At 67.9% G+C, this 19,007-nt stretch carries 16 protein-coding genes; 9 read left to right on the forward strand and 7 right to left on the reverse strand.

Annotation, left to right across the window (positions count from 1 at the left end):
- The 3 genes from Q664_RS62240 to Q664_RS25025 all read right to left on the reverse strand — a co-directional run.
- Positions 1 to 1,921: transglutaminase domain-containing protein (locus Q664_RS62240; RefSeq protein ID WP_043400731.1), on the reverse strand; the 1,921-nt coding region annotated here is incomplete at its 3' end.
- On the reverse strand, positions 1,918 to 3,129 hold the full coding sequence (locus Q664_RS25020; RefSeq protein ID WP_043400734.1) for a DUF58 domain-containing protein: 1,212 nt from the start codon (positions 3,127 to 3,129) through the stop codon (positions 1,918 to 1,920). The genes Q664_RS62240 and Q664_RS25020, both read right to left, overlap by 4 nt.
- A gap of 130 nt (positions 3,130 to 3,259) precedes the next feature.
- Positions 3,260 to 3,736 (reverse strand): helix-turn-helix domain-containing protein, encoded by a 477-nt coding sequence (locus Q664_RS25025; protein WP_043400738.1) that lies wholly within the window; start codon positions 3,734 to 3,736, stop codon positions 3,260 to 3,262.
- A gap of 154 nt (positions 3,737 to 3,890) precedes the next feature.
- On the opposite strand from Q664_RS25025, the gene Q664_RS25030 reads away from it, so the two are divergent.
- On the forward strand, positions 3,891 to 4,457 hold the full coding sequence (locus Q664_RS25030; protein WP_043400741.1) for a PIN domain-containing protein: 567 nt from the start codon (positions 3,891 to 3,893) through the stop codon (positions 4,455 to 4,457).
- Positions 4,458 to 4,577: 120 nt separating this feature from the next.
- Here the strand turns inward: Q664_RS25030 and Q664_RS62245 are convergent, their stop codons facing one another.
- Positions 4,578 to 5,525 carry an AAA family ATPase gene (locus tag Q664_RS62245; RefSeq protein ID WP_200883766.1) on the reverse strand — a complete coding sequence of 316 codons (948 nt, stop codon included), beginning with the start codon at positions 5,523 to 5,525 and terminating at the stop codon, positions 4,578 to 4,580.
- Between the two features lie 78 nt (positions 5,526 to 5,603).
- On the opposite strand from Q664_RS62245, the gene Q664_RS25040 reads away from it, so the two are divergent.
- From Q664_RS25040 to Q664_RS55105, 3 genes are all read left to right on the forward strand, one after another.
- Positions 5,604 to 6,872 (forward strand): MFS transporter, encoded by a 1,269-nt coding sequence (locus Q664_RS25040; RefSeq protein ID WP_043400744.1) that lies wholly within the window; start codon positions 5,604 to 5,606, stop codon positions 6,870 to 6,872.
- A 277-nt stretch (positions 6,873 to 7,149) separates the two neighbouring features.
- Positions 7,150 to 8,085 (forward strand): three-Cys-motif partner protein TcmP, encoded by a 936-nt coding sequence (locus Q664_RS55100; RefSeq protein ID WP_075207506.1) that lies wholly within the window; start codon positions 7,150 to 7,152, stop codon positions 8,083 to 8,085.
- Positions 8,085 to 8,843 carry a DUF5131 family protein gene (locus Q664_RS55105; protein ID WP_043400750.1) on the forward strand — a complete coding sequence of 253 codons (759 nt, stop codon included), beginning with the start codon at positions 8,085 to 8,087 and terminating at the stop codon, positions 8,841 to 8,843. The genes Q664_RS55100 and Q664_RS55105 overlap by 1 nt, the downstream gene beginning before the upstream one ends.
- Before the next feature lie 165 nt (positions 8,844 to 9,008).
- Here the strand turns inward: Q664_RS55105 and Q664_RS25055 are convergent, their stop codons facing one another.
- The 3 genes from Q664_RS25055 to Q664_RS25065 all read right to left on the reverse strand — a co-directional run bounded on the left by Q664_RS25055 (position 9,009) and on the right by Q664_RS25065 (position 11,086).
- Complete coding sequence (locus Q664_RS25055; protein ID WP_043400752.1) at positions 9,009 to 10,004, reverse strand: inositol monophosphatase family protein; 996 nt, start codon at positions 10,002 to 10,004, stop codon at positions 9,009 to 9,011.
- Between the two features lie 222 nt (positions 10,005 to 10,226).
- Entirely contained in the window at positions 10,227 to 10,688 is a 462-nt protein-coding gene (locus tag Q664_RS25060) for a hypothetical protein (protein ID WP_043400754.1), read from the reverse strand.
- A gap of 68 nt (positions 10,689 to 10,756) precedes the next feature.
- Positions 10,757 to 11,086, reverse strand: a complete 330-nt coding sequence (locus Q664_RS25065; protein WP_043400757.1) for a helix-turn-helix transcriptional regulator — start codon at positions 11,084 to 11,086, stop codon at positions 10,757 to 10,759.
- Positions 11,087 to 11,420: 334 nt separating this feature from the next.
- Between Q664_RS25065 and Q664_RS25070 the strand changes: the two genes are divergently transcribed.
- From Q664_RS25070 to Q664_RS25090, 5 genes are all read left to right on the forward strand, one after another.
- Positions 11,421 to 11,918 (forward strand): hypothetical protein, encoded by a 498-nt coding sequence (locus Q664_RS25070; RefSeq protein WP_043400760.1) that lies wholly within the window; start codon positions 11,421 to 11,423, stop codon positions 11,916 to 11,918.
- Positions 11,919 to 12,300: 382 nt separating this feature from the next.
- Positions 12,301 to 14,454, forward strand: coding sequence for a type VI secretion system Vgr family protein (locus Q664_RS25075; RefSeq protein WP_052518635.1), 2,154 nt, complete (start codon positions 12,301 to 12,303; stop codon positions 14,452 to 14,454).
- Positions 14,455 to 14,481: 27 nt separating this feature from the next.
- Positions 14,482 to 14,880, forward strand: coding sequence for a PAAR domain-containing protein (locus tag Q664_RS25080; protein WP_043400763.1), 399 nt, complete (start codon positions 14,482 to 14,484; stop codon positions 14,878 to 14,880).
- A gap of 7 nt (positions 14,881 to 14,887) precedes the next feature.
- Entirely contained in the window at positions 14,888 to 15,778 is an 891-nt protein-coding gene (locus Q664_RS52620) for a DUF4123 domain-containing protein (RefSeq protein WP_052518636.1), read from the forward strand.
- A 5-nt stretch (positions 15,779 to 15,783) separates the two neighbouring features.
- Entirely contained in the window at positions 15,784 to 18,927 is a 3,144-nt protein-coding gene (locus tag Q664_RS25090; RefSeq protein WP_084610353.1) for a type VI secretion system Vgr family protein, read from the forward strand.
- Positions 18,928 to 19,007 lie beyond the last annotated feature (80 nt).

Consider the following 19,007-nt stretch of genomic DNA (forward strand, 5'->3'; position numbering starts at 1 on the left):
TTTCACGCAGCTTCGCGTCCAGATGCTCCACCAGTGTGTTTCCCTCCGGGCCCATGGGCACTCCCCGGTAGCGCGCCTCGCGGTAGTGCTCGAGGAACTCCGCCGCCACCCGGGCCACCGCGTCACCTCGTGCCTCGCGCAGACGGGACAACAGCTCGTCGTCCGTCTCCGCGGGCCCCGGCACCAGGCCCGCCCGCTTCTTCAGCGTCTTGAGGTAGCGCGTGTACAGCGCCGCGAGCCTCACGTCCCGCGTCCCCATCACCTCGCGCCGCGTCTTCGTCCGCTCGCCCCACTTGCCCTTGCGCAGCCGCCACAGCAGCACCCCCGCCGCCACCACCCCGAACAGCGGCGAGCCCACCAGCGCCTTCACCTGCGCCAACGGCTGGTAGCGCAGCCCCGCCCCCACCTCCCGCAGGAACGTCCCCACCGCCCCCACCACGTTCCCCCAGAAGCCCTTCTCCTCCTGCGTCAGTCCCAGCGCCTCGTCCCGGCTCCGCCACGGCGTCGGATCGAACGCCACGAAACGCCCCTCGTCCTCGAGGAACACCTCCACCCAGGCGTGAGCGTCCCGCTCGCGTACCAGCGTCGCCCCCGTCAGCGGATTGTTGTCCTCCGGCGCGAAGCCTCCCACCACCCGCGCAGGTACCCCCACCGTCCTCAGCATCGCCGCCATCGCGCTCGCGAAGTACGTGCAGTACGCCGGCCGCTTCTCCTTCACCATCACCGCCAGTGGGCTCCCCTCGCCCCTCAAGTCCACGTACAGCGAGTACTCGAAGTGGTCGTGGAAGTACGCCTCCAGCTTCCGCGCCTTCTCGCGCGGCGTGCGCGCCTCGCGCGTCAGCTCCTCCGCCAGCGGGTGCAGCTCCGCCTTCAGCGCCTCCGGCAACGCGGTGAGCGTGTCCCCCGGAACCTCCTCCGGCGGCAGGTGCTCCAGCTCGGCCGTGCGCAGCGCCAGCGTGGAGCCCTCCAGCTCCTCCGCCTTCCACACCCAGCCCCCTCGCACCTCCGGTTGCACGCCCTCCACCGCTCGCGTCCCCGCGGGTGCCGGCAGCCAGGCCCCCACCGGCGACAGCACCGTCAGCGCCAGCGTCCGCGCGGCCTCCGCGCCTCCCGGGGGCAGTGACAGCCGCAGCTCCTCCAACTCCTTCGACGTCGTCCACCGCAGCCCGTCGAACCGGTCGAACACCCGCGTCCGCAGCCGCGCGGGCGCCGCCCCCGAGAGCACCAGCAGCGGCCGCTCCGAGCCTCGGGCCTTGCGCTCCAGGCTGCGCAGGCCCACCTCCGATTGGAACTCCGCGGCGGTGCCCGGATTGGAGCCGCTCGTCATCCGGTACACGGCGTCCATCAGCACGCCCTCGCTGGCCCAGATGGTCCGCGTCAGCCACAGCGTCATCCCCAGCAGCATCACGGTGAAGACGCCAAAGCCCGCCGCCGCCCGGAAGCCCGAGCGCCTCAGTCCTCCCTCCAGGAAGGCCACCAGCAGCACGCTCAGCACCAACCCGCCCAGCACCCACTCCACCGCCCGCATCTCGCGCACGCGCAGGCTGAGCGCCACCAACAGGCCCGCGTACGTCCACGCGTAGTACCGGTTGCGGCCCAGCCCGCACAGCACCGACAGCCCCACCAGCGCGCCGCACAGCGGGCCGAAGATGTTGGGCGGGAAAGGCGCCGTCGGCGGCTCGCTCACCCAGAGCATCGCCGCCCCCGTCCCCAACCCCAGCACACCCGCGAGCAGCAGCCGCACCGGCGAGTAGTCCACCCTCACGCCCGTGAGCCCCGCCCACAGCAGCCCCACCATCACCGGCGCGCACAGCAGCCACCGCCCATGCGCCACCGCGTGCACCACCAGGGCCGCGAACACCGGCAGCAGCTCGACGAGCCGGCCGTACCGGGAGACGTCGTTGTCCGAGGGCTCGCTCATGCCAGCGCCACCACCTCTTCCGGCGCCAGCCCCACCGGCGCCCGGTCCGGCCTCACCGAGAGCACCCGCACCGCCACCCCGTGCGCCTTGAGCTTCTCCACCAGCGCCGCCCTCGACGGCTCCCAGTCCATCACCACGAAGATGACCGCGGACAGGTGGCTCGCCTCGGGCAGCAGCGCCGCCTCCAGCGCCTCCAGGTCCAACCGCTCGCCCGACTCGATGGCCGCGAGGATTTCCAGGATGTGGTCGAAGTGCGCCAGCGCCCTGCCCGCCTGGAAGTGGAACACCTCGGGGCCCGCGGCGAACAGGTCGATGATGTACTCCTGCCGCGCCAGCACGTCCGCCATGCCCGCCGCCAGCGACAGCGCCTTCTCCAGCAGCGCGTCCTCCTTCACCGAGCGCGACTGCACGTCCAGCACCATGGCCAGCCGGACGAAGAATTCCTCCTGGAACTCCTTCACCACCAGCCGGCCCGTGCGCGCGAAGGACGGCCAGTGGATGTCCCGCGTCCGGTCCCCGTCATGCCAGTCGCGCGTGCCGAAGAACTCCGTGGACTCGCCCACCTGCGAGGCCACCGAGATGCCTCCAGGCTGGTAGTTGCGTCCGTGCGGCACCTCCAGCGACTCGAGCGGGGTGAAGCGCGGGTACACCAGCACCCGGTCCTTCGCGGGCGAGCGCCTCGGCCACTTCACCAGCGCCGAGGGGAAGAGACTCGCGGCCTGGAGCGCGCCCAGCTCGTAGACGCCGCGGGTGGTGCACTTGAGGCGCAGCGTCACCTCGGTGCGCTCGCCGGGCGCCAGGGAGTCGATGACGGGGGGCTCGCCCACGCGACGGAGCGCGGAAGGCAACAGGCGCTCCTCCACCACCAGGTGGCGCACGGGGCGCCGGCCCGTGTTCTCCACGCGCACGCGGTAGGTGAGCGTGTCTCCAGCGGACACGGGGGGCGGGAAGAGGCGCGTGAGCGAGACGCGCGGACGGAAGGGCAGGCCCACCATGGCCGCGGCGGCCAGCGCGCACACGGTGAAGGAGAAGAAGAGGATGAGCGGCGCCACCAGGCCGCCCAGCAGGAGGAAGCCCGCCGCCAGCGCCGACCACATCACCACGCGCCCCACCGGCGTGAGCAGCCCGAAGTACCGGTCCTGGAGGAAACGGATGAATCCGTGGTCCTCGGGCGGCATCAGGAAGGACCAGCGGCGACGGCGGGTCATGCGCGGGGGTGTCCTTGGGAGCGAGGAGGGAACGGAACGGAGAGCGGCTCGCATTGGAGCAGACCGTCACGCGCCGTTCCAGGCCCCGAGCCCACCAGGCGAGCAGGCTCACACGACCGCTCCCCAGGCCTCAGTATCCCAGGTCGAGTTCCTGTGCTTCAGCGGCCAGTTCGTCCAGCACTTGCTCCTGACGCTGCTCCTCCTGCCGCTTGTAGGCGAGGAGATCCTCGAAACGGACGCGACGGTGGGTGCCCACCCTGTGGAACGGAATTCTCCCCTGCTCCAGCAGCCCCACGAGGAAGGGACGTGAGACGTTCAGGAGATTGGCTGCCTCCTGGGTCGTCAGCTCCGCGTGGATGGGAACGACGGTCACCGCGTTGCCCTGGGCCATCTGTTCCAGGATCTTCACGAACAACTCGAACGCCTCTCTCGGAACGGACACGGAGTCCTGCTCGGCGGAGCCTCCCTCCGGGCGAAGGGCGATGTAGCGACTCCGGCGCTTGGGTGGCCTGAGAAAACGGGCCAATGCGCGAGCCGCATGCGCGGCTGCCTGGGCCTCAGCCTCGTTCGGTGGCACGACCTCATCGAGGTCCAGCGTAGTTGCCATGCCTTCACTCCTTCGCCCGATTCCAAGCCAGGGACAGTCAACTCCCCACCACCAATATTCGCAATATCCGAAACGGACGCAAGTCCACCCCGACCCTCCGCGAACAACCTCAGCGGTAGACCCCGCCGCCCTACCTGACATATAGTGATGCCGCATGCCCTTCGTCGTGGTCTACGACGCCTGCGTTCTCTATCCAGCACCGCTCAGGGACCTGCTCGTCCGACTGGGGCGCACCGGCCTCTGCCAGGTGAAGTGGACCCGGCAGATCCTGGACGAATGCTTCCGGAACATCGCCGCCCAGCGACCTGACCTGGCACCCGAAAAGCTTCTGCGTAGCCGTGAGTTGCTCGAGCAGGCCATCCTGGATGTGCATGTCTCAGGCCATGAAAGCCTCATCGACGGCCTCACCGGACTACCCGACCCGGATGATCGCCACGTCGTCGCCGCGGCCATCCGATGCGGTGCCCAGGTCATCGTGACCTTCAACCTCAAGGACTTCCCCAACGCAGTGCTCGCGCGCTACGGAATGGAGGCGCAGCATCCGGATGATTTCGTACGCGATCTCATCGACCTCGATGCGGCCACGGTGACCCAGGTTGTTCGAGCTCAAGCAGCCGCATTGAAGAATCCGCCGCGAACCCTCTCCGAGGTCGTGGAGAGACTCCGTGACCAGGGGCTCACCGTGTCCGCATCCATGCTCGAGGAGACTCTCGGTATCTGACTCGAGAGTTCCTCTCCGGCACAGGGGATGGAACACGGATTCGGGCACCCTCACCCCGTCCCTCTCCCGAGGGGAGAGGGGAGATTGGATGGGGCTTGAAGCGGGTGGGCCTGGTGGCCGTCAGCGCGGCACCGGCACGGCGCCGACCAGGTCCTTCGTGAGCGCTCGCTTGTCCGCTCCCGCGTACCTCGCCCTCGTGTCCAGCACCAGTCTGTGCGCCAGCACCGGCACCCCCAGCACCTTCAGGTCCTCCGGCAGCACGTAGTCCCTCCCCTGCATCAACGCCCTCGCCCTCGCCATCCTCCCGTACAGCAGCGCCCCTCGCGTCGACACCCCCAGCCGGATGCTCGGGTGGCCTCGCGTCGCCTGCACGATTCGCAGCAGGTAGTCCGCCACCGTCTCCTCCAGCCTCACCTCCTGCACCCGCTGCTGCAGCTCCACCACCTCCTCCACCGTGCACACCGCCTTCATCCCCTCCAGCGGCGGCGGCCCCGAGCGCGTCATCAACAGCGTCCGCTCCTCCCCCTCCGGCAGGTACCCCAGCGACAACTGCACCGCGAACCGGTCCAGCGAGGCCTCCGGCAACGGGTACGTCCCGTGGAACTCCACCGGGTTCTGCGTCGCGATGCACAGGAACGGCGGCGCCAGCACGTGTGTCCGCCCGTCCACCGTCACCTGCCCCTCGCTCAACGCCTCCAGCAGCGCCGACTGGGTCCGCGGCGAGGCCCGGTTGATTTCATCCGCGATCAGCACGTTCGCGAACAGCGGGCCCTCGCGGAACCGGAAGCTCCCCTCCTGCGGGTTGAAGATGGACGCTCCGACGATGTCCGTGGGCAGCAGGTCCGGCGTGAACTGCACCCGCTTGAAGGTGCCGCCAATGCTCAACGCCAGCGCCTTGGCCAGCGTCGTCTTCCCCGTGCCCGGCACGTCCTCCAGCAACACATGGCCCCCGGCCGCCACCGAGCACAACACCAGCTCCAGCGACTCGCGCTTGCCGCGGATGACGCGCTCCAGGTTGTCGACCAGCCGCGTCACCAGCGCGCGCACCCCGGCCGCACGCTCCGTCACAGGAACCTTCACGGGAGAAGAAGACATTCTGGCCGCGCAGCGTACCAGCACCGCTCCGGATAGGCTCCCCCCACCCCCATGGCCGCCTCCGCCTCCGTCAGCCGTGTGCTGCCCCTGCTGCGGCACAACCCGGACTACCGCCGCCTCTTCCTCGCCACGGTCGTCTCCCTGCTCGGCGACTGGTTCGCCTTCGTGGCCATCAGCGGCTTCGTCACCGAGTCCACCGGCCGCCCCGGCTCCGCCGCCATCATCCACGCCGCCAGCGTCCTCCCCGTCTTCTTCCTCTCCCCCCTCGCCGGCCTCGTCGCGGACCGTGTCGACCGCAAGCGCCTCATGGTCTCCGTGGACCTGCTGCGCATCCTCCCCGCCCTCGGACTGATCGCCTCCCTGCGCCTGCACTCCCCCACGCTCGCCATTACCTGCGTCGCCCTGCTCGCCGCCCTCTCCTCCTTCTTCGACCCCGTCGCCGAGGCCTCCGTCCCCAACGTCGTCCCCCCCGAGCAGCTCTCCATCGCCCAGGCCGCCCTCGGCGCCGTCTGGGGCACCATGCTCTTCATCGGCGCCGCCGTCGGAGGCCTCGCCACCCTCGCCTTCGGCCGCGAGGCCAGTCTCCTCCTCAACGCCGCCACCTTCCTCCTCTCCGCCTTCTTCGTCGCCGGCATCCGCCGCCCCCTCCAACACCACGGGCCCCCCTCCGCCCATGGCGTGCGCGCCCAGCTCGGCGAGGTGTGGACGCTCGCCCGTCAGAGCCGCATCACCCTCTCGCTGCTCGCCACCAAGGCGGGCGTGGGGCTCGGCAATGGAATCGTCGGCCTGCTGCCCGCCTTCGCCACCGCCCGCTTCGCCTCCGGAGACGCGGGCGTGGGCATGTTGCTCGCCGCACGCGGCCTGGGCGCCCTCCTCGGACCCTTCCTCGGCCAGCGCTGGGCCGGCGACGACGGCCGCCGTCTCTTCCTCGTGTGTGGCGGCTCCATGGTGACGTACGGGCTCGCCTACGTGCTGCTCCCCTTCGCCCCCTCGCTGCCCCTGGCCGCCCTGTGCGTGCTCCTGGCCCACCTCGGCGGCGGCGCGCAGTGGGTCCTCTCCACCTACGGCCTCCAGGTGTCCACCCCCGACAGGCTCCGCGGACGCGTGCTCGCCCTCGACTTCGGCCTCGCCACGCTCGCCGTCGGGGTGTCCTCACTCGTGGCCGGTGGCGCCGCCGAGCTCGTGGGGCTCGCGCCCGCCTCCTGGGCCCTCGCCGGCGCGTCCATCCTCTATGGCCTGTGGTGGCTGGGGTGGACGCGCGGCCTGTGGCGCGGCAACACGGACGTGCTCGCCGCGTACCGCCCGCCTCACTCCGGCTGAGGCAGGAAACCCCACTCCTCGCCGGCATGGGAAACGCATTGCCTACAGTGCCAACACGAGGCGAGAGGGCTGCACAGGCCTACAGCCAAGGCAGGCAGTGGCCCTGAAGTTACCCGGCGGTATGGCAAGGGGGTGGGCGCCGTCCCCCAGGGAGGACTACAGCCGAGCAAAAGAGCCAGACCCAGGCCACTCACCACACACACCGTGAGGACCTGCCCCTCTTCTAGTGAAGACTACCGTAGACATAGTCTGAACTTGTGTTCAGAATAATTGCGCTATGGCGACTCGCAAGCGCACGACTTCTCAAGGTAGAGCCCACCGCTTCGGAGGGGATTGGACCTCCGAGAAGCTCGACGTGCTTGCAAACTATCTCCAGAGTTACACGACGGCTCTGAAGGACAAGCCCTCAAAAGAGAGTCCGTTCAGGAAAGCGTACATTGATGCTTTCGCGGGGACAGGTTATCGCACACGCCAGTACGAAGAGAGTGATGGTGGTCAATCAGCTCTGCTGTTCCCCGATCTCGCAGCGTCGGCGCCCCAACAACTTCTCGATGGCTCTGCTCGACTCGCATTGAAGACTCAACCGCGCTTCGATCGATACATCTTCATTGAGCGCAGCCCAGATCGCTGCGCCCAACTGGAAGCGCTCAAGCAGGAGTTCCCCGATCTCGCAAACGACATCCTCATCCACCAGGGTGACGCGAACGAGGAGATCCAGGCACTCTGCAATAAAGACTGGCGCTCCCGTCGCGCTGTCTTGTTCCTCGACCCTTATGGAATGCAGGTTGAATGGAGCACTATAGAAGCAATCGCAAAGACACGAGCGATCGATCTCTGGGTACTTTTTCCACTTGGTATTGGCGTGAACCGGCTCCTGACCCGCTCGGGAGAAATTCCTCCTATGTGGCGCAAGCGACTCGATCTCTTGCTGGGCACAAAGGACTGGTACGAAGAATTCTACAAAGTAGAGTCCACGCCAGATCTCTTCGGAACTGAAGAGGAACGCGTCATCAAGGCCTCCATGGAGACCATCGGCCGATACTTCAACAAAAGACTCAAGTCAGTCTTCGCAGACGTTGCACCAGACCCCCGAGTACTCCGCAACTCAGCGAACTGCCCGCTGTATCTACTGTGCTTTGCGGTTGGCAATCCAAAAGGCGCCCCAATTGCACTCCGCATTGCGAATCACTTGCTCACCAAGGGGGTGCAGTGATGGCACTTGGGTCAGGCATTGAATGGACTCAGGCTACGTGGAACCCGGTGACCGGTTGCAACAAAGTGAGCCCGGGGTGCAAATATTGTTACGCGGAGCGGATGGCTGAGCGCCTGCATGCCATGCGACAGCCGAACTACCGCAATGGCTTCGAGCTCACGCTACAGCCTCACATGCTAGAGCTGCCGCTCCGCTGGAAGAAGCCACAGACCATCTTCGTGAACTCCATGAGCGACCTGTTCCACGAGCAGGTACAACTCTCATATGTCCAGCGCGTTTTCGACGTTATGAGGCGCGCCCACTGGCATCGCTTTCAGATACTCACAAAGCGCTCTAAGCGACTTGTCGAGTTCGATCAACACCTTGACTGGCCCTCCAACGTCTGGATGGGCGTAAGCGTTGAGAACGAAAAATATACTTTCCGTATCGATGACCTTCGCACAACTCGCGCGCAGGTAAAATTCTTGTCCCTGGAGCCACTCCTCGGACCCCTTCAGGGGCTCGACCTGCGGGGCATCGACTGGGCAATAGTCGGCGGAGAGTCCGGACCAAAGGCACGAAAGATCGAAGAGTCGTGGGTGAAAGATATCCGAAATCAGTGCAATCAAGCCGGTGTGGCGTTCTTCTTCAAACAATGGGGCGGACGAAACAAGAAGAAGGCAGGACGCATGCTTGAAGGTAGAACGTGGGAGGAAATGCCTTTGCCAAAACCAAATACTCAGACTCCATCAATGGAGTCGATGCTGCCCGCGCCGTAGGTTGACTCAAACCACCCACACGGTTCGGCTTCGCACCTACCTGATTGACACGTTTCCGTGCCACATCGTGCTCAACCTCCAACCTTCACTCGCCCCCACTGGTACGAAGCAGATCTACTGGCGTCAGAGCACTCAAATCTCGTATTTCGCCGCCTACCGCCCGCCTCACTCCGGCTGAGGCAGGAAACCCCACTCCTCGCCGGCCGCCCGCGCCATCGCCTCGACGACGCGCGGGTGGATGCGCCCGTTGCTCGCGATGAGCCCCAACGTGCCGCGCAGCTCCGCGCCCTGCGAGAAGTCCACCCCTCGCCCATCCAGCCCCGTCACCTGGCCTCCCGCCGCGAGCACCAGCGCCGTGCCCGCCACGTGGTCCCACGTCTTGTGCGGATTCTTGCGGATGTCCCGCGGCCCCCGGATGAACAGGTCCGCCGCCCCCGCCGCCACCAGCGCGTACTTCACCATCCCGTCATAACGCTTCGCCCGCCGCGCATCGAAGTCCGCCGCCGCGTACACCCGGTCCGCCATCTCCCGCGAGCGCCGGCCCATCACGTAGCTCTCCACCACCCGGATGCTCGGTGGATCCACCCGATCCGACACGTGCAACGCGCGCGGCTCATCGCCCTCGAGCGTCTCCGCCCAGGCCCGCCCCGCGTCCGTGAAGAAGAGCGTTCCGCCCGCGTCCAGCGGCGACACCGGCACGCCGATGATGCCGTCCACCGGCTGGCCCTCCACCAGCGTCCCCACGCACACCGCGTAGCCCCGCCCGTGGATGAAGCCCTCCGTCCCATCCACCGGGTCGATGACCCACACCCGGTCGCTCCGCACGCCCCGGCCGTGGTTGAGCCAGCGCAGGAAGGTCTCCTCCGTCACCCGCTCGCCCAGCAGCTTCCCCACCAGCCGCACCGCCTGCTCGCGCTCTCCGGGAGGCACGGTGAGGAACGCCTCCGCGCCCTCCTCGGCGATGACGCCCTCCTCGGGGAAGGAGTGGGCGAGCGCGCGGCACACCAGGGCCTGCGCCCCATAGTCGGCGATCGTCACCGGGCTCGCGTCGCTCTTGCGGCTGACACCCGCCTTGGCGGCCTGCACCCGGCGGCACAGCTCACAGGCGAGCCGCACCGCGTCGATGATGGGTTGTAGCTCTCGAACGCTCGACTGCTCCATGAAGGGGACCGCTCCTTAGAGGGAGTCCAGAGAGGGACTCCAGGCCACGCACCACCCGGCGAACAGTAGCGGACTCCGTGTCCGTTCCGCGCGCCCTGGGCGCCTGCTTCCCCGGAGGACCCCCACCCCGTCCTCGCGGCCACCCGCGCGCGGGCGCCGGGAACGCCGGGGACTCGAGCCCCGGTGCCCTGGGAGACACGGGCACCGGGCCTCACGCTCCGCCTACTGTACCGGCGCGGGCGCCGGGGCCATGTTGTTCGACGGGGGCGGCAGGTACGCCGGGCGGTCGGACACGGGGGCCGCGGCGCAGGTGAACTCCACCGTCCGCGAGGACAGCAGGAAGGGCACCAGCGCGGCGCCCGTCGTGCCGCAGCCTATCTGCGCATAGGGGTCCCCGGTGTTGGCGCACGCCAGCGTGCCGGCGATGCCACCGGCCACGGACAGTCCCACGTTGATGAGCCAGTCGGTGCCGCTCAGCTTGCTCTCCGCCCAGGAGACACCGTTCTGGCAGGACTGTCCCGCCGGCCGCGACAGGTTGGCGAGCCCGCCGAGGGTGAACCACTGCCGGTCCGTGTAGGCCGGGCCCTCGGGCGGGGCGCGGGTGACGATGCGGGTGTTGTAGCAGGCGGTCTGCGTCGCCATGACGGCGAGGGCGGCGACCACGGTCCACTGGCGCTTCTGCATGTCGTGTCTCTCGATTCGGAGGTGAAGAAGGGACGCCGGCCCGTCCGCGCACGGACCCTATTTCAATTTCACTCCCGGGGCTCGGCATGAAGCGTGCGGGCCAGCCGGTGCAGCAGCCGCAGTTGGGGCTGGCGCAGGCCGCGCGCGGCGTCCACCAGCCGGCGCAGGCCCGAGGGCTGGGAGAGCTCCAGCCCCAGCAGCTCGTCCGAGCCGATCTCCAACGCCACGCAGATGCGCCGCAGCGTGGGGACGCTGGGGAACATCTCCCCGCGCTCGATGCGGCCATACACCTCGAGCTGCACGCCCACCCGGCGCGCCACTTCCGCCTGGGTGAGCCCGGCCCTCCGGCGCGCGGCATGGGCCACGGTACCGAGGTTCATCGCCAGTGGACGTTCCATACGAGCCGAGAGCCGGGGCATGCGACGGGTCCTCCATGGGAGACGCCCCTACCTTACGGACTCGCCACGTCCTGTCAATGCCCACTACCCATTTGTTGGGTGGACTCGATGGGCCCCCTCTTTGGAGGTATGGTGACCCGACCCGGGGAGTTGGCGCACCAGGTGCGTGTGGTGACTCCCCGCTCTCCGTGAACTCCCCTGATTCGCTCCGAGTGTGGCTTGGGGGACGAGGCCCCCGAAAAAGCCACGCCGCGGGGGGTGTTCGTGCGCAACCTCCATCGTTATGGTGCATCTCCCCCCGGCTTTTCGGCTCCGCCCCCCAGGAGGCCACACCATGCCCAAGGAACACGTCGACACCCGGAACCTCCAGGTCCACGACATCCCCCAGCAGCACGACAGCCTTCAGGCCATCTCCGACAACGTGACGCTCGTGGTCACCCAGGCGTTCGGCCCCGGCGGTGACAACCTCGTCGGCTACTCGGACGTGAAGTTCAACGGCTACCCCGCCGTCAGCCTGCTGCTGCGCACCCCGGACGGGCGCGAGGGCCTCGTGCACCTCTCCCCCATCCACGGCGACAAGCGCAAGACGGGCTTCACCGACATCCCCCCCGGCACCCGTTGCGAGCTGCTCTGCCCCGTCACGAAGCGCCCGCTCGACAAGCTCGGCCCCGTGGATGATGGCAGCGGCGCCCAGTACTACGCCCTCTACCTCACCCCCAAGCTGTCCCGGGGCCACGCCGTCGCCGTCACCGACATCTGGGACCACTTCCACTCCCGCATCGTCGATGACGAGGCCGTCATCTCCTACTGGGCCCAGACGCACGCCCTCTAGCCACACGCGGCGCGCCACACCCATGCGCCCCACGGCGCCGTGACGGTGGAGTGCCCCCCGCCGTCACTCCCCCCCCCGCACGGTCCGGGCCGAGGCCCCGAGAAGGGCCGCGGCTCCGTGAAGGCCCGTCCGCGCGGCTCCCGCCTCCCCGGTGAGCCCACCGCCTGGACGCGCCCACCGCGGGAAATTCGAGCCACGTGGACAGTTCCGCCCCAAGCGGTTTCTCGGAAGCTGGAAGCGGCCGCCTCCTGGGTGGACCCGGAGATGTCGGCCAGTAAAAGCTCCCGTCTCGTGGGCCGAGGCGTTGTAGGATGTCGCGCTTCCTCGGCGTCGGCTTGGGTGGGGTTGAGCCGGTCCACTCTATTCGGATTGGAGTTGCACCATGGTCGCTCGGGCACTCGTGCACCTGTTGGGAGAGACTCCGCTATTCCTCTTCGAAGTGACGGGATTGGGAGAGCAGCTCAAGGTGCTGCGCTTCTCCGGCTCGGAGGGAATGTCGAGCCTCTACGAATTCCAGGTGGAGGTGGCGTGCGAGAACCAGGACCTGGACTTCTCGCAGGTGGTGGGCAAGCCGGGGGTGCTGTCGCTCAATGGCGAGCTGGTCCCCCGGTACGTGCACGGCATCGTCAGCCGCTTCGAGCAGGTGAACGAGCTGCCGCGCTACGCCATCTACCGCGTCACGGTGGTGCCGCAGGTGTGGCGGCTCCACCACCGGCATGACTGCCGCATCTTCCAGAGGCTCGACACCCCCGCCATCCTCAAGAAGGTCTTCGAGACGGCCGGCGTGCCCGCGGACACGGTGCGCTTCTCGCTCGTCAACTCCTACGAGCCGCGCGACTACTGCGTGCAGTACCGCGAGTCCGACTGGGCCTTCGCCAGCCGCCTCATGGAGGAGGACGGCATCTTCTATTTCTTCGAGCACCAGGAGGACAAACACATCCTCGTGCTCGGGGACACGGAGTCGGCCCTCAAGCCCATCGTCGGGGTGGAGCTGCTGCCCTTCCGGCGCGCCACGGGCGGCGTGGTGCAGGAGGACCACGTGCTGCGCTTCCGCCGCATGCAGGAGGTGCGGCCGGGCAAGACGAGCCTGCGCGACTTCAACTTCAAGAAGCCCGGGCTGCCCATGGAGGCCGAGCACGAGGCCGAGGTGGACGCGGACCTCGAGGTGTACGACTACCCGGGCGAGTACCAGGATCCAGGCCGCGGCTCCTCGGCCAAGGGCACCACCATCGCCCGGCTGAAGCTGGAGGCGTGGCAGGCGGCGCGGCTGCAGGCGCAGGGCGAGAGTGATTGCGAGCGCCTGGCACCCGGACGGCTCTTCACCCTCCAGGAGCACACGCGCGAGGACTACAACGGCCGCTACCTGCTCACCCACGTGAGCCATGAGGGCAGCCAGCCCCAGGTGATGGAGGAGGAGTCGCAGCAGGGCGAGTTCAGCTACTCCAACTATTTCACCTGCATCCCGGAGAAGGTGCCCTACCGGCCCGCCCGCGCGACGCCCCGGCCGCATGTGCGGGGAGTCCAGACGGCGGTGGTGGTGGGCCCCTCGGGGGAAGAAATCCACGTGGACGAGTGGGGCCGCGTGAAGGTCCAGTTCCACTGGGACCGCGAGGGCAAGCAGGACGAGAACAGCTCCTGCTGGGTGCGCGTGAGCCAGTTGTGGGCCGGCGAGGGCTGGGGCGCCATGTTCATCCCGCGCATCGGCCAGGAGGTCATCGTCGATTTCATCGAGGGTGACCCGGACCGGCCGCTCGTCATCGGCCGCGTCTACAACGGCGCCAACCTGGTCCCCTACGAGCTGCCCGCTCACAAGACCAAGAGCACCATCAAGTCCAACTCCTCCCTCGGGGGCGACGGCTACAACGAGCTGCGCTACGAGGACGAGAAGGGCAAGGAGCAGTTCTTCATGCACGCCGAGCGCAACATGGACGTGCACGTGAAGAACGACTCCTTCGAGAACATCCTGCACGACCGGCACCAGACGATTGGCAGCGTGGGGAAGAACGGGAAGGCCGGCGACCAGAACGAGCTGGTGTACCGGGACAAGAGCCTCACCGTGCACCGCCACAGCCAGGAGCACGTGGGCGGAGACCTGAAGCTGCTGGTGGGCGGAATCGACGGCGCGGGAGACGTGGACATCGTCATCAAGTCCAACCGCATGGAGCTGGTGCACAAGAACAGCCACCTGCACGTCAAGGAGAACCTGAACGAGAAGGTGGACGGCTCCCAGTCACTGCAGGTGGACGGTGACCTGCACATGAAGGTGGGCGGGCTGCACGCGCTGGAGGCGGGCAAGGAGCTGCACCTCAAATCCGACAAGATCGTCCTCGAGGCGACGAGCGGCATCACCATCAAGGGGCCGGGCGGCTTCATCACCATCGACGCGAGCGGCATCGCCATCAAGGGCACGCTGGTGCAGATCAACACCGGCGGCACAGCGCTGTCCGGGAGCGGCGTGGCGCCCACTGCCCCCACGGACGCGGTGGAGGCAGTGCCCGTCGTGCCCACCCCGGCGGACGACGGAAGCTCGCCCTGAGACGCAGTCCCTGAGAGGAGAACCCCGATGCCTCCAGCAGCGCGAATCACGGACATGCATGTGTGCCCCAAGGTGGAGCCGGGCCCCGTACCGCACGTGGGTGGGCCCACGACCTCGGGAGAGGGTACCGTCCTCATTGGCTATCAGCCGGCGGCGCGGGTGGGAGACTCCCTGCTGTGCACGGGCCCGGGCGTGTCGGACTCCATCTCCCAGGGCGAGGCCAGCGTCATCATCGGCGGCAAGCCCGCCGCCCGCCTGGGGGACTCCACTTCCCATGGAGGCGTCATCGTGGCCGGCTGCCCCACGGTGGTCATCGGCTCGTCCGCCCAGGGGCTGACCATCACCATCGCCGCGCGCGACGGCGTGCCCTTCTGCGAGGAGTGCGAGAAGCGCAAGCAGGAGCAGGCCCAGGCGCAGGAGGGCTGAGGGACCGATGAGCACGGGAACCATGCGCCACGCCATCCTCCAGGTGCGCTGGGGACCGCTGGCCTATCAGAAGACCCTCATCGAGCCCGGCCAGGTGCTGAAGGTGGGGCGTGCTCCTTCCTCGGGGTTGGCGGTGCCGCACGACAAGGACATGGCGGAGGAGCAGTTCGAGCTGTCCTGGAGCGGCAAGCGGGGCTGGCTGCACGGGGTGCCGGGCGTCTCGGGGACACTGCTGGACGGCGAGCCGGTGGAGCAGGGAGAAATCTTCAACGGCACCTGGGTGCGCGCGGGGCAGACGGACTTCTCGGTGTACTTCGAGAAGACCACCCCACCACGCGAGCCCGAGCAGCCGGATCCTCCCGTGCTGGTGGCCCACAAGGCCCGCGCCCTGGAGGTGCTGCGCGCCCAGGAGGCCCCGCTGTACGCCATCGTCGACACGGCACGCGACGCGCGCATCCTCGAGCTGCTGCACGAGTCGGTGGAGGTCTGCCTCTCGCTGTACGAGGGACGCCAGGGCACGGCACTCGCGGAGGTGGCTCCCTACCTGGTGAGCCTGCCCCGCAAGGACTCGTGGCTGCTGGAGGCGCTGGTCCAGGAGGGCTGGGGTGCCCACTGGGGCATCTTCCTCACCAGCGCCGCGCCCATGCTCCAGGTGCGGCGGCACTTCCGCAAGTTCCTCATGGTGGAGGCGGAGGGCGTCGAGGGCAGGCTCTACTTCCGCTACTACGATCCCCGTGTGCTGAGCGCCTTCCTCCCCTCGAGCCCGCCCGGCTCGCGGGACGAGTTCTTCGGGGACATCGAGGGCTTCATCTTCAGCGGCTCGAATGGAGAGGTCACCGTCGAGCTGCCTTCCCTGGACGGCAAACGTCCGCCGGGCCGGAACGGGACAAGGGGCTGATACCGATGGTTGCTCGCGCACACGTACACGAGGTGGGAGGCGCTCCGGTCTTCCTGTTCGACATCGGCGACCACGACGAGCCGATGCGGGTGCTCCACTTCTCGGGCTCGGAGGGGCTGTCGAGCCTGTTCGAGTTCCAGGTGGAGCTGGCCTGCGAGAATCCGGACGTCGACTCCGCGCAGGTGGTGGGCAAGACGGCGCTGCTGGCCATCCGCGGGGACTCGGGCTTCCGCCACCTGAGCGGCATCATCAGCCGCTTCGAGCAGGTGAACGAGCTGCCGCGCTACGCCATCTACCGGGCCACGGTGGTGCCCGTGGTGTGGCGGCTCCAACACCGGCACGACTGCCGCATCTTCCAGAAGCTCGACACGCCCGCCATCCTCAAGAAGGTCTTCGAGACGGCGGGCATCCCCGCGGACCGGGTGCGCTTCTCGCTGGTGAACTCCTACGAGCCGCGCGACTACTGCGTGCAGTACCGCGAGTCCGACTGGGCCTTCGCCAGCCGCCTCATGGAAGAGGACGGCATCTTCTATTTCTTCGAGCACCACGAGGACAAACACATCCTCGTGCTCGGGGACACGGAGTCCGCCCTCAAGCCCATCGACGGAGGGGACACGCTGCCCTTCCGGCGCGCTTCCGGCGGTGTGGTGCAGGAGGACCATGTGGCGCGCTTCCGCCGCGTGCAGGAGGTGCGGCCGGGCAAGACGAGCCTGCGCGACTTCAACTACAAGAAGCCCGGACTGCCCATGTCCGCCGAGCACACGGCCGAGGTGGATGCGGACCTCGAGGTGTATGACTACCCGGGCGAGTACCAGGATCCCGGGCGCGGCTCCTCGGCCAAGGGCACCACGGTGGCGAAGCTGCGGCTCGAGGCGTGGCAGGCCTCGCGGGTGCAGACGCAGGGGGAGAGTGATTGCGAGCGCCTGTGTCCGGGGCGGCTCTTCTCGCTGCAGGAGCACACGCGCGCGGACTACAACGGCCGCTACCTGCTCACCCACGTGAGCCACTCGGGCAGCCAGCCCCAGGTGATGGAGGAGGAAGCCCCGCTGGCGGACTTCCACTACACCAACACCTTCACCAGCATCCCGGAGAAGACACCCTACCGTCCGCCCCGGGTGACGCCCCGGCCGCACGTCCAGGGAGGACAGACGGCGGTGGTGGTGGGGCCCTCGGGCGAGGAAATCCACGTGGACGAGTGGGGCCGCGTGAAGGTCCAGTTCCACTGGGACCGGCAGGGCAAGCTGGACGAGAACAGCTCCTGCTGGGTGCGCGTGAGCCAACCCTGGGGCGGCGAGCTGTGGGGACGGATGTTCATCCCGCGCATCGGCCAGGAGGTCATCGTCGACTTCATCGAGGGCGACCCGGACCGGCCCATCATCACCGGCCGCGTGTACAACGGCGCCAACCTGGTCCCCTACGAGCTGCCCGGTGAGAAAACGAAGAGCACCATCAAGTCCAACTCGTCGCTGAACGGGGAGGGCTACAACGAGGTGCGCTACGAGGACGAAAAGGGCAAGGAGCAGTACTTCCTGCACGCCGAGCGCAACATGGACGTGCACGTGAAGAACGACTCGTTCGAGAACATCCTGCACGACCGGCACCAGACGATCGGCGGCCAGGGGAAGGGCGGCAAGGTCGGCGATCAGAACGAGCTGGTGTTCCGGGACAAGAGCCTCACGGTGCACCGCCACAGCCAGGAGCACGTGGGCGGGAACCTGAAACGCCACGTGGGCGGCATCGATGGCGCGGGGAACGTGGACGTCGTCATCAAGTCCAACCGCATGGAGTTGGTGCACAAGAACAGCCACCTGCATGTCAAACAGTGGCTGCTCGAGAAGGTGGATGGCACCCAGTCGCTGCAAGTCGGCAAGGACCTGCACACCTCGGTGGGCCAGCTGACCGCGGTGGAGACGGGCAAGGAGATCCACCTCAAGTCCAACAAGATCGTCGTCGAGGCGGCGAGCGGCATCACCATCCAGGCACCGGGCGGCTTCATCACCATCGACGCGAGCGGCATCGCCATCAAGGGCGCGCAGGTGCTCATCAACAGCGGAGGCTCGGCCCTGTCCGGCAGTGGCGTGGCGCCCACCGCCCCCAAGGACGCGGTGGAGGCCAAACCCACCGTGCCAGCCCTGGCGGACGATGGAAAGGTGCGGGCGCCGAGCGGACTCGCGGTGGCCCAGGGCGCCTCGGAGCTCGCGCCCGTCAAGCCGATGAACCTGGCGGCCACCATGCTGGCGTCGGCGCTGCTGCAGGCTCGCGCGCCCACCGTCACCTGCGTCCAGCTCGCCAACCAGATTGACGAGATGGACCACGCCAAGCTCCGCGCCGCGCTCGCGGCGGACGTGTACAACCAGAGCGGCGTCCCCGGCCCCCTCCCCGAGGGCTTCACCCGGGCCAACGATGAGCAGCTCAAGGCCATCTTCCATGGCCGCCTCTCCGACGAGCAGCTCAAGAACCTCACCGCCCCCGAGGGCTCCAGCTACCGCGCCGCCATCTACCAGGACGACAAGGGCAAGGCGTACCTGGCGTTCCGCGGCACGGAGAACAAGGAAGGCTTCAAGGACTGGAAGGAGAACCTCCTCCAGGGCGCCGGCATGGAGAGCCAGCACTACGAGAAGGCCAAGAAGCTGGCCGAGCTCCTGGATGTGGCCACGGACGGCAACATGGAGATCATCGGCCACTCGAAGGGGGGAGGCATGGCGGCCGCGGCGGGCCTGATGACCGGCGCCAAGACGACGACCTTCAACCCCGCGGGCGTCCATCCCAACACGGTGGGCGGCATGAACATGTCCAACGCCAGTGCCAACATCAACGCCTACGTCGTGGAGGGCGAGGTCCTCAACTGGGTCCAGGACAACCGGGCGGTGGTGCAGGGAGGAGCCGTCATCGCGGGCACGAAGCTGGGAGGCCCGCTGGGCGGAATGGTGGCGGCGATGCTCGTCAACGGCACCCTGCCCCAGGCCACTGGCCGGCGTGTGAACCTCCCGCAGCCCAAGGACTTCAAGCACGCCTGGTACGATCCGGTGCTGTACCGGGTGGACCTGCATGGCATGGATCAGGTGAAGAACAGCCTGGAGACACACCAGGAGAACCTCAAGAACCAGTACGTCGCCAACGGGTGCGAGGCTCAGCTTGGAAAGCGATAGGGTGACCCATGATGCGCCGTTGGCCGTGGCTGGCTTGGGCCGCCATGCTCTCGTTGTGGGGCGGGTGTTCGAAACAGGGA

Origin of the sequence: Archangium violaceum Cb vi76 (assembly GCF_000733295.1) — a bacterium.
Lineage (GTDB): Bacteria > Myxococcota > Myxococcia > Myxococcales > Myxococcaceae > Archangium > Archangium violaceum.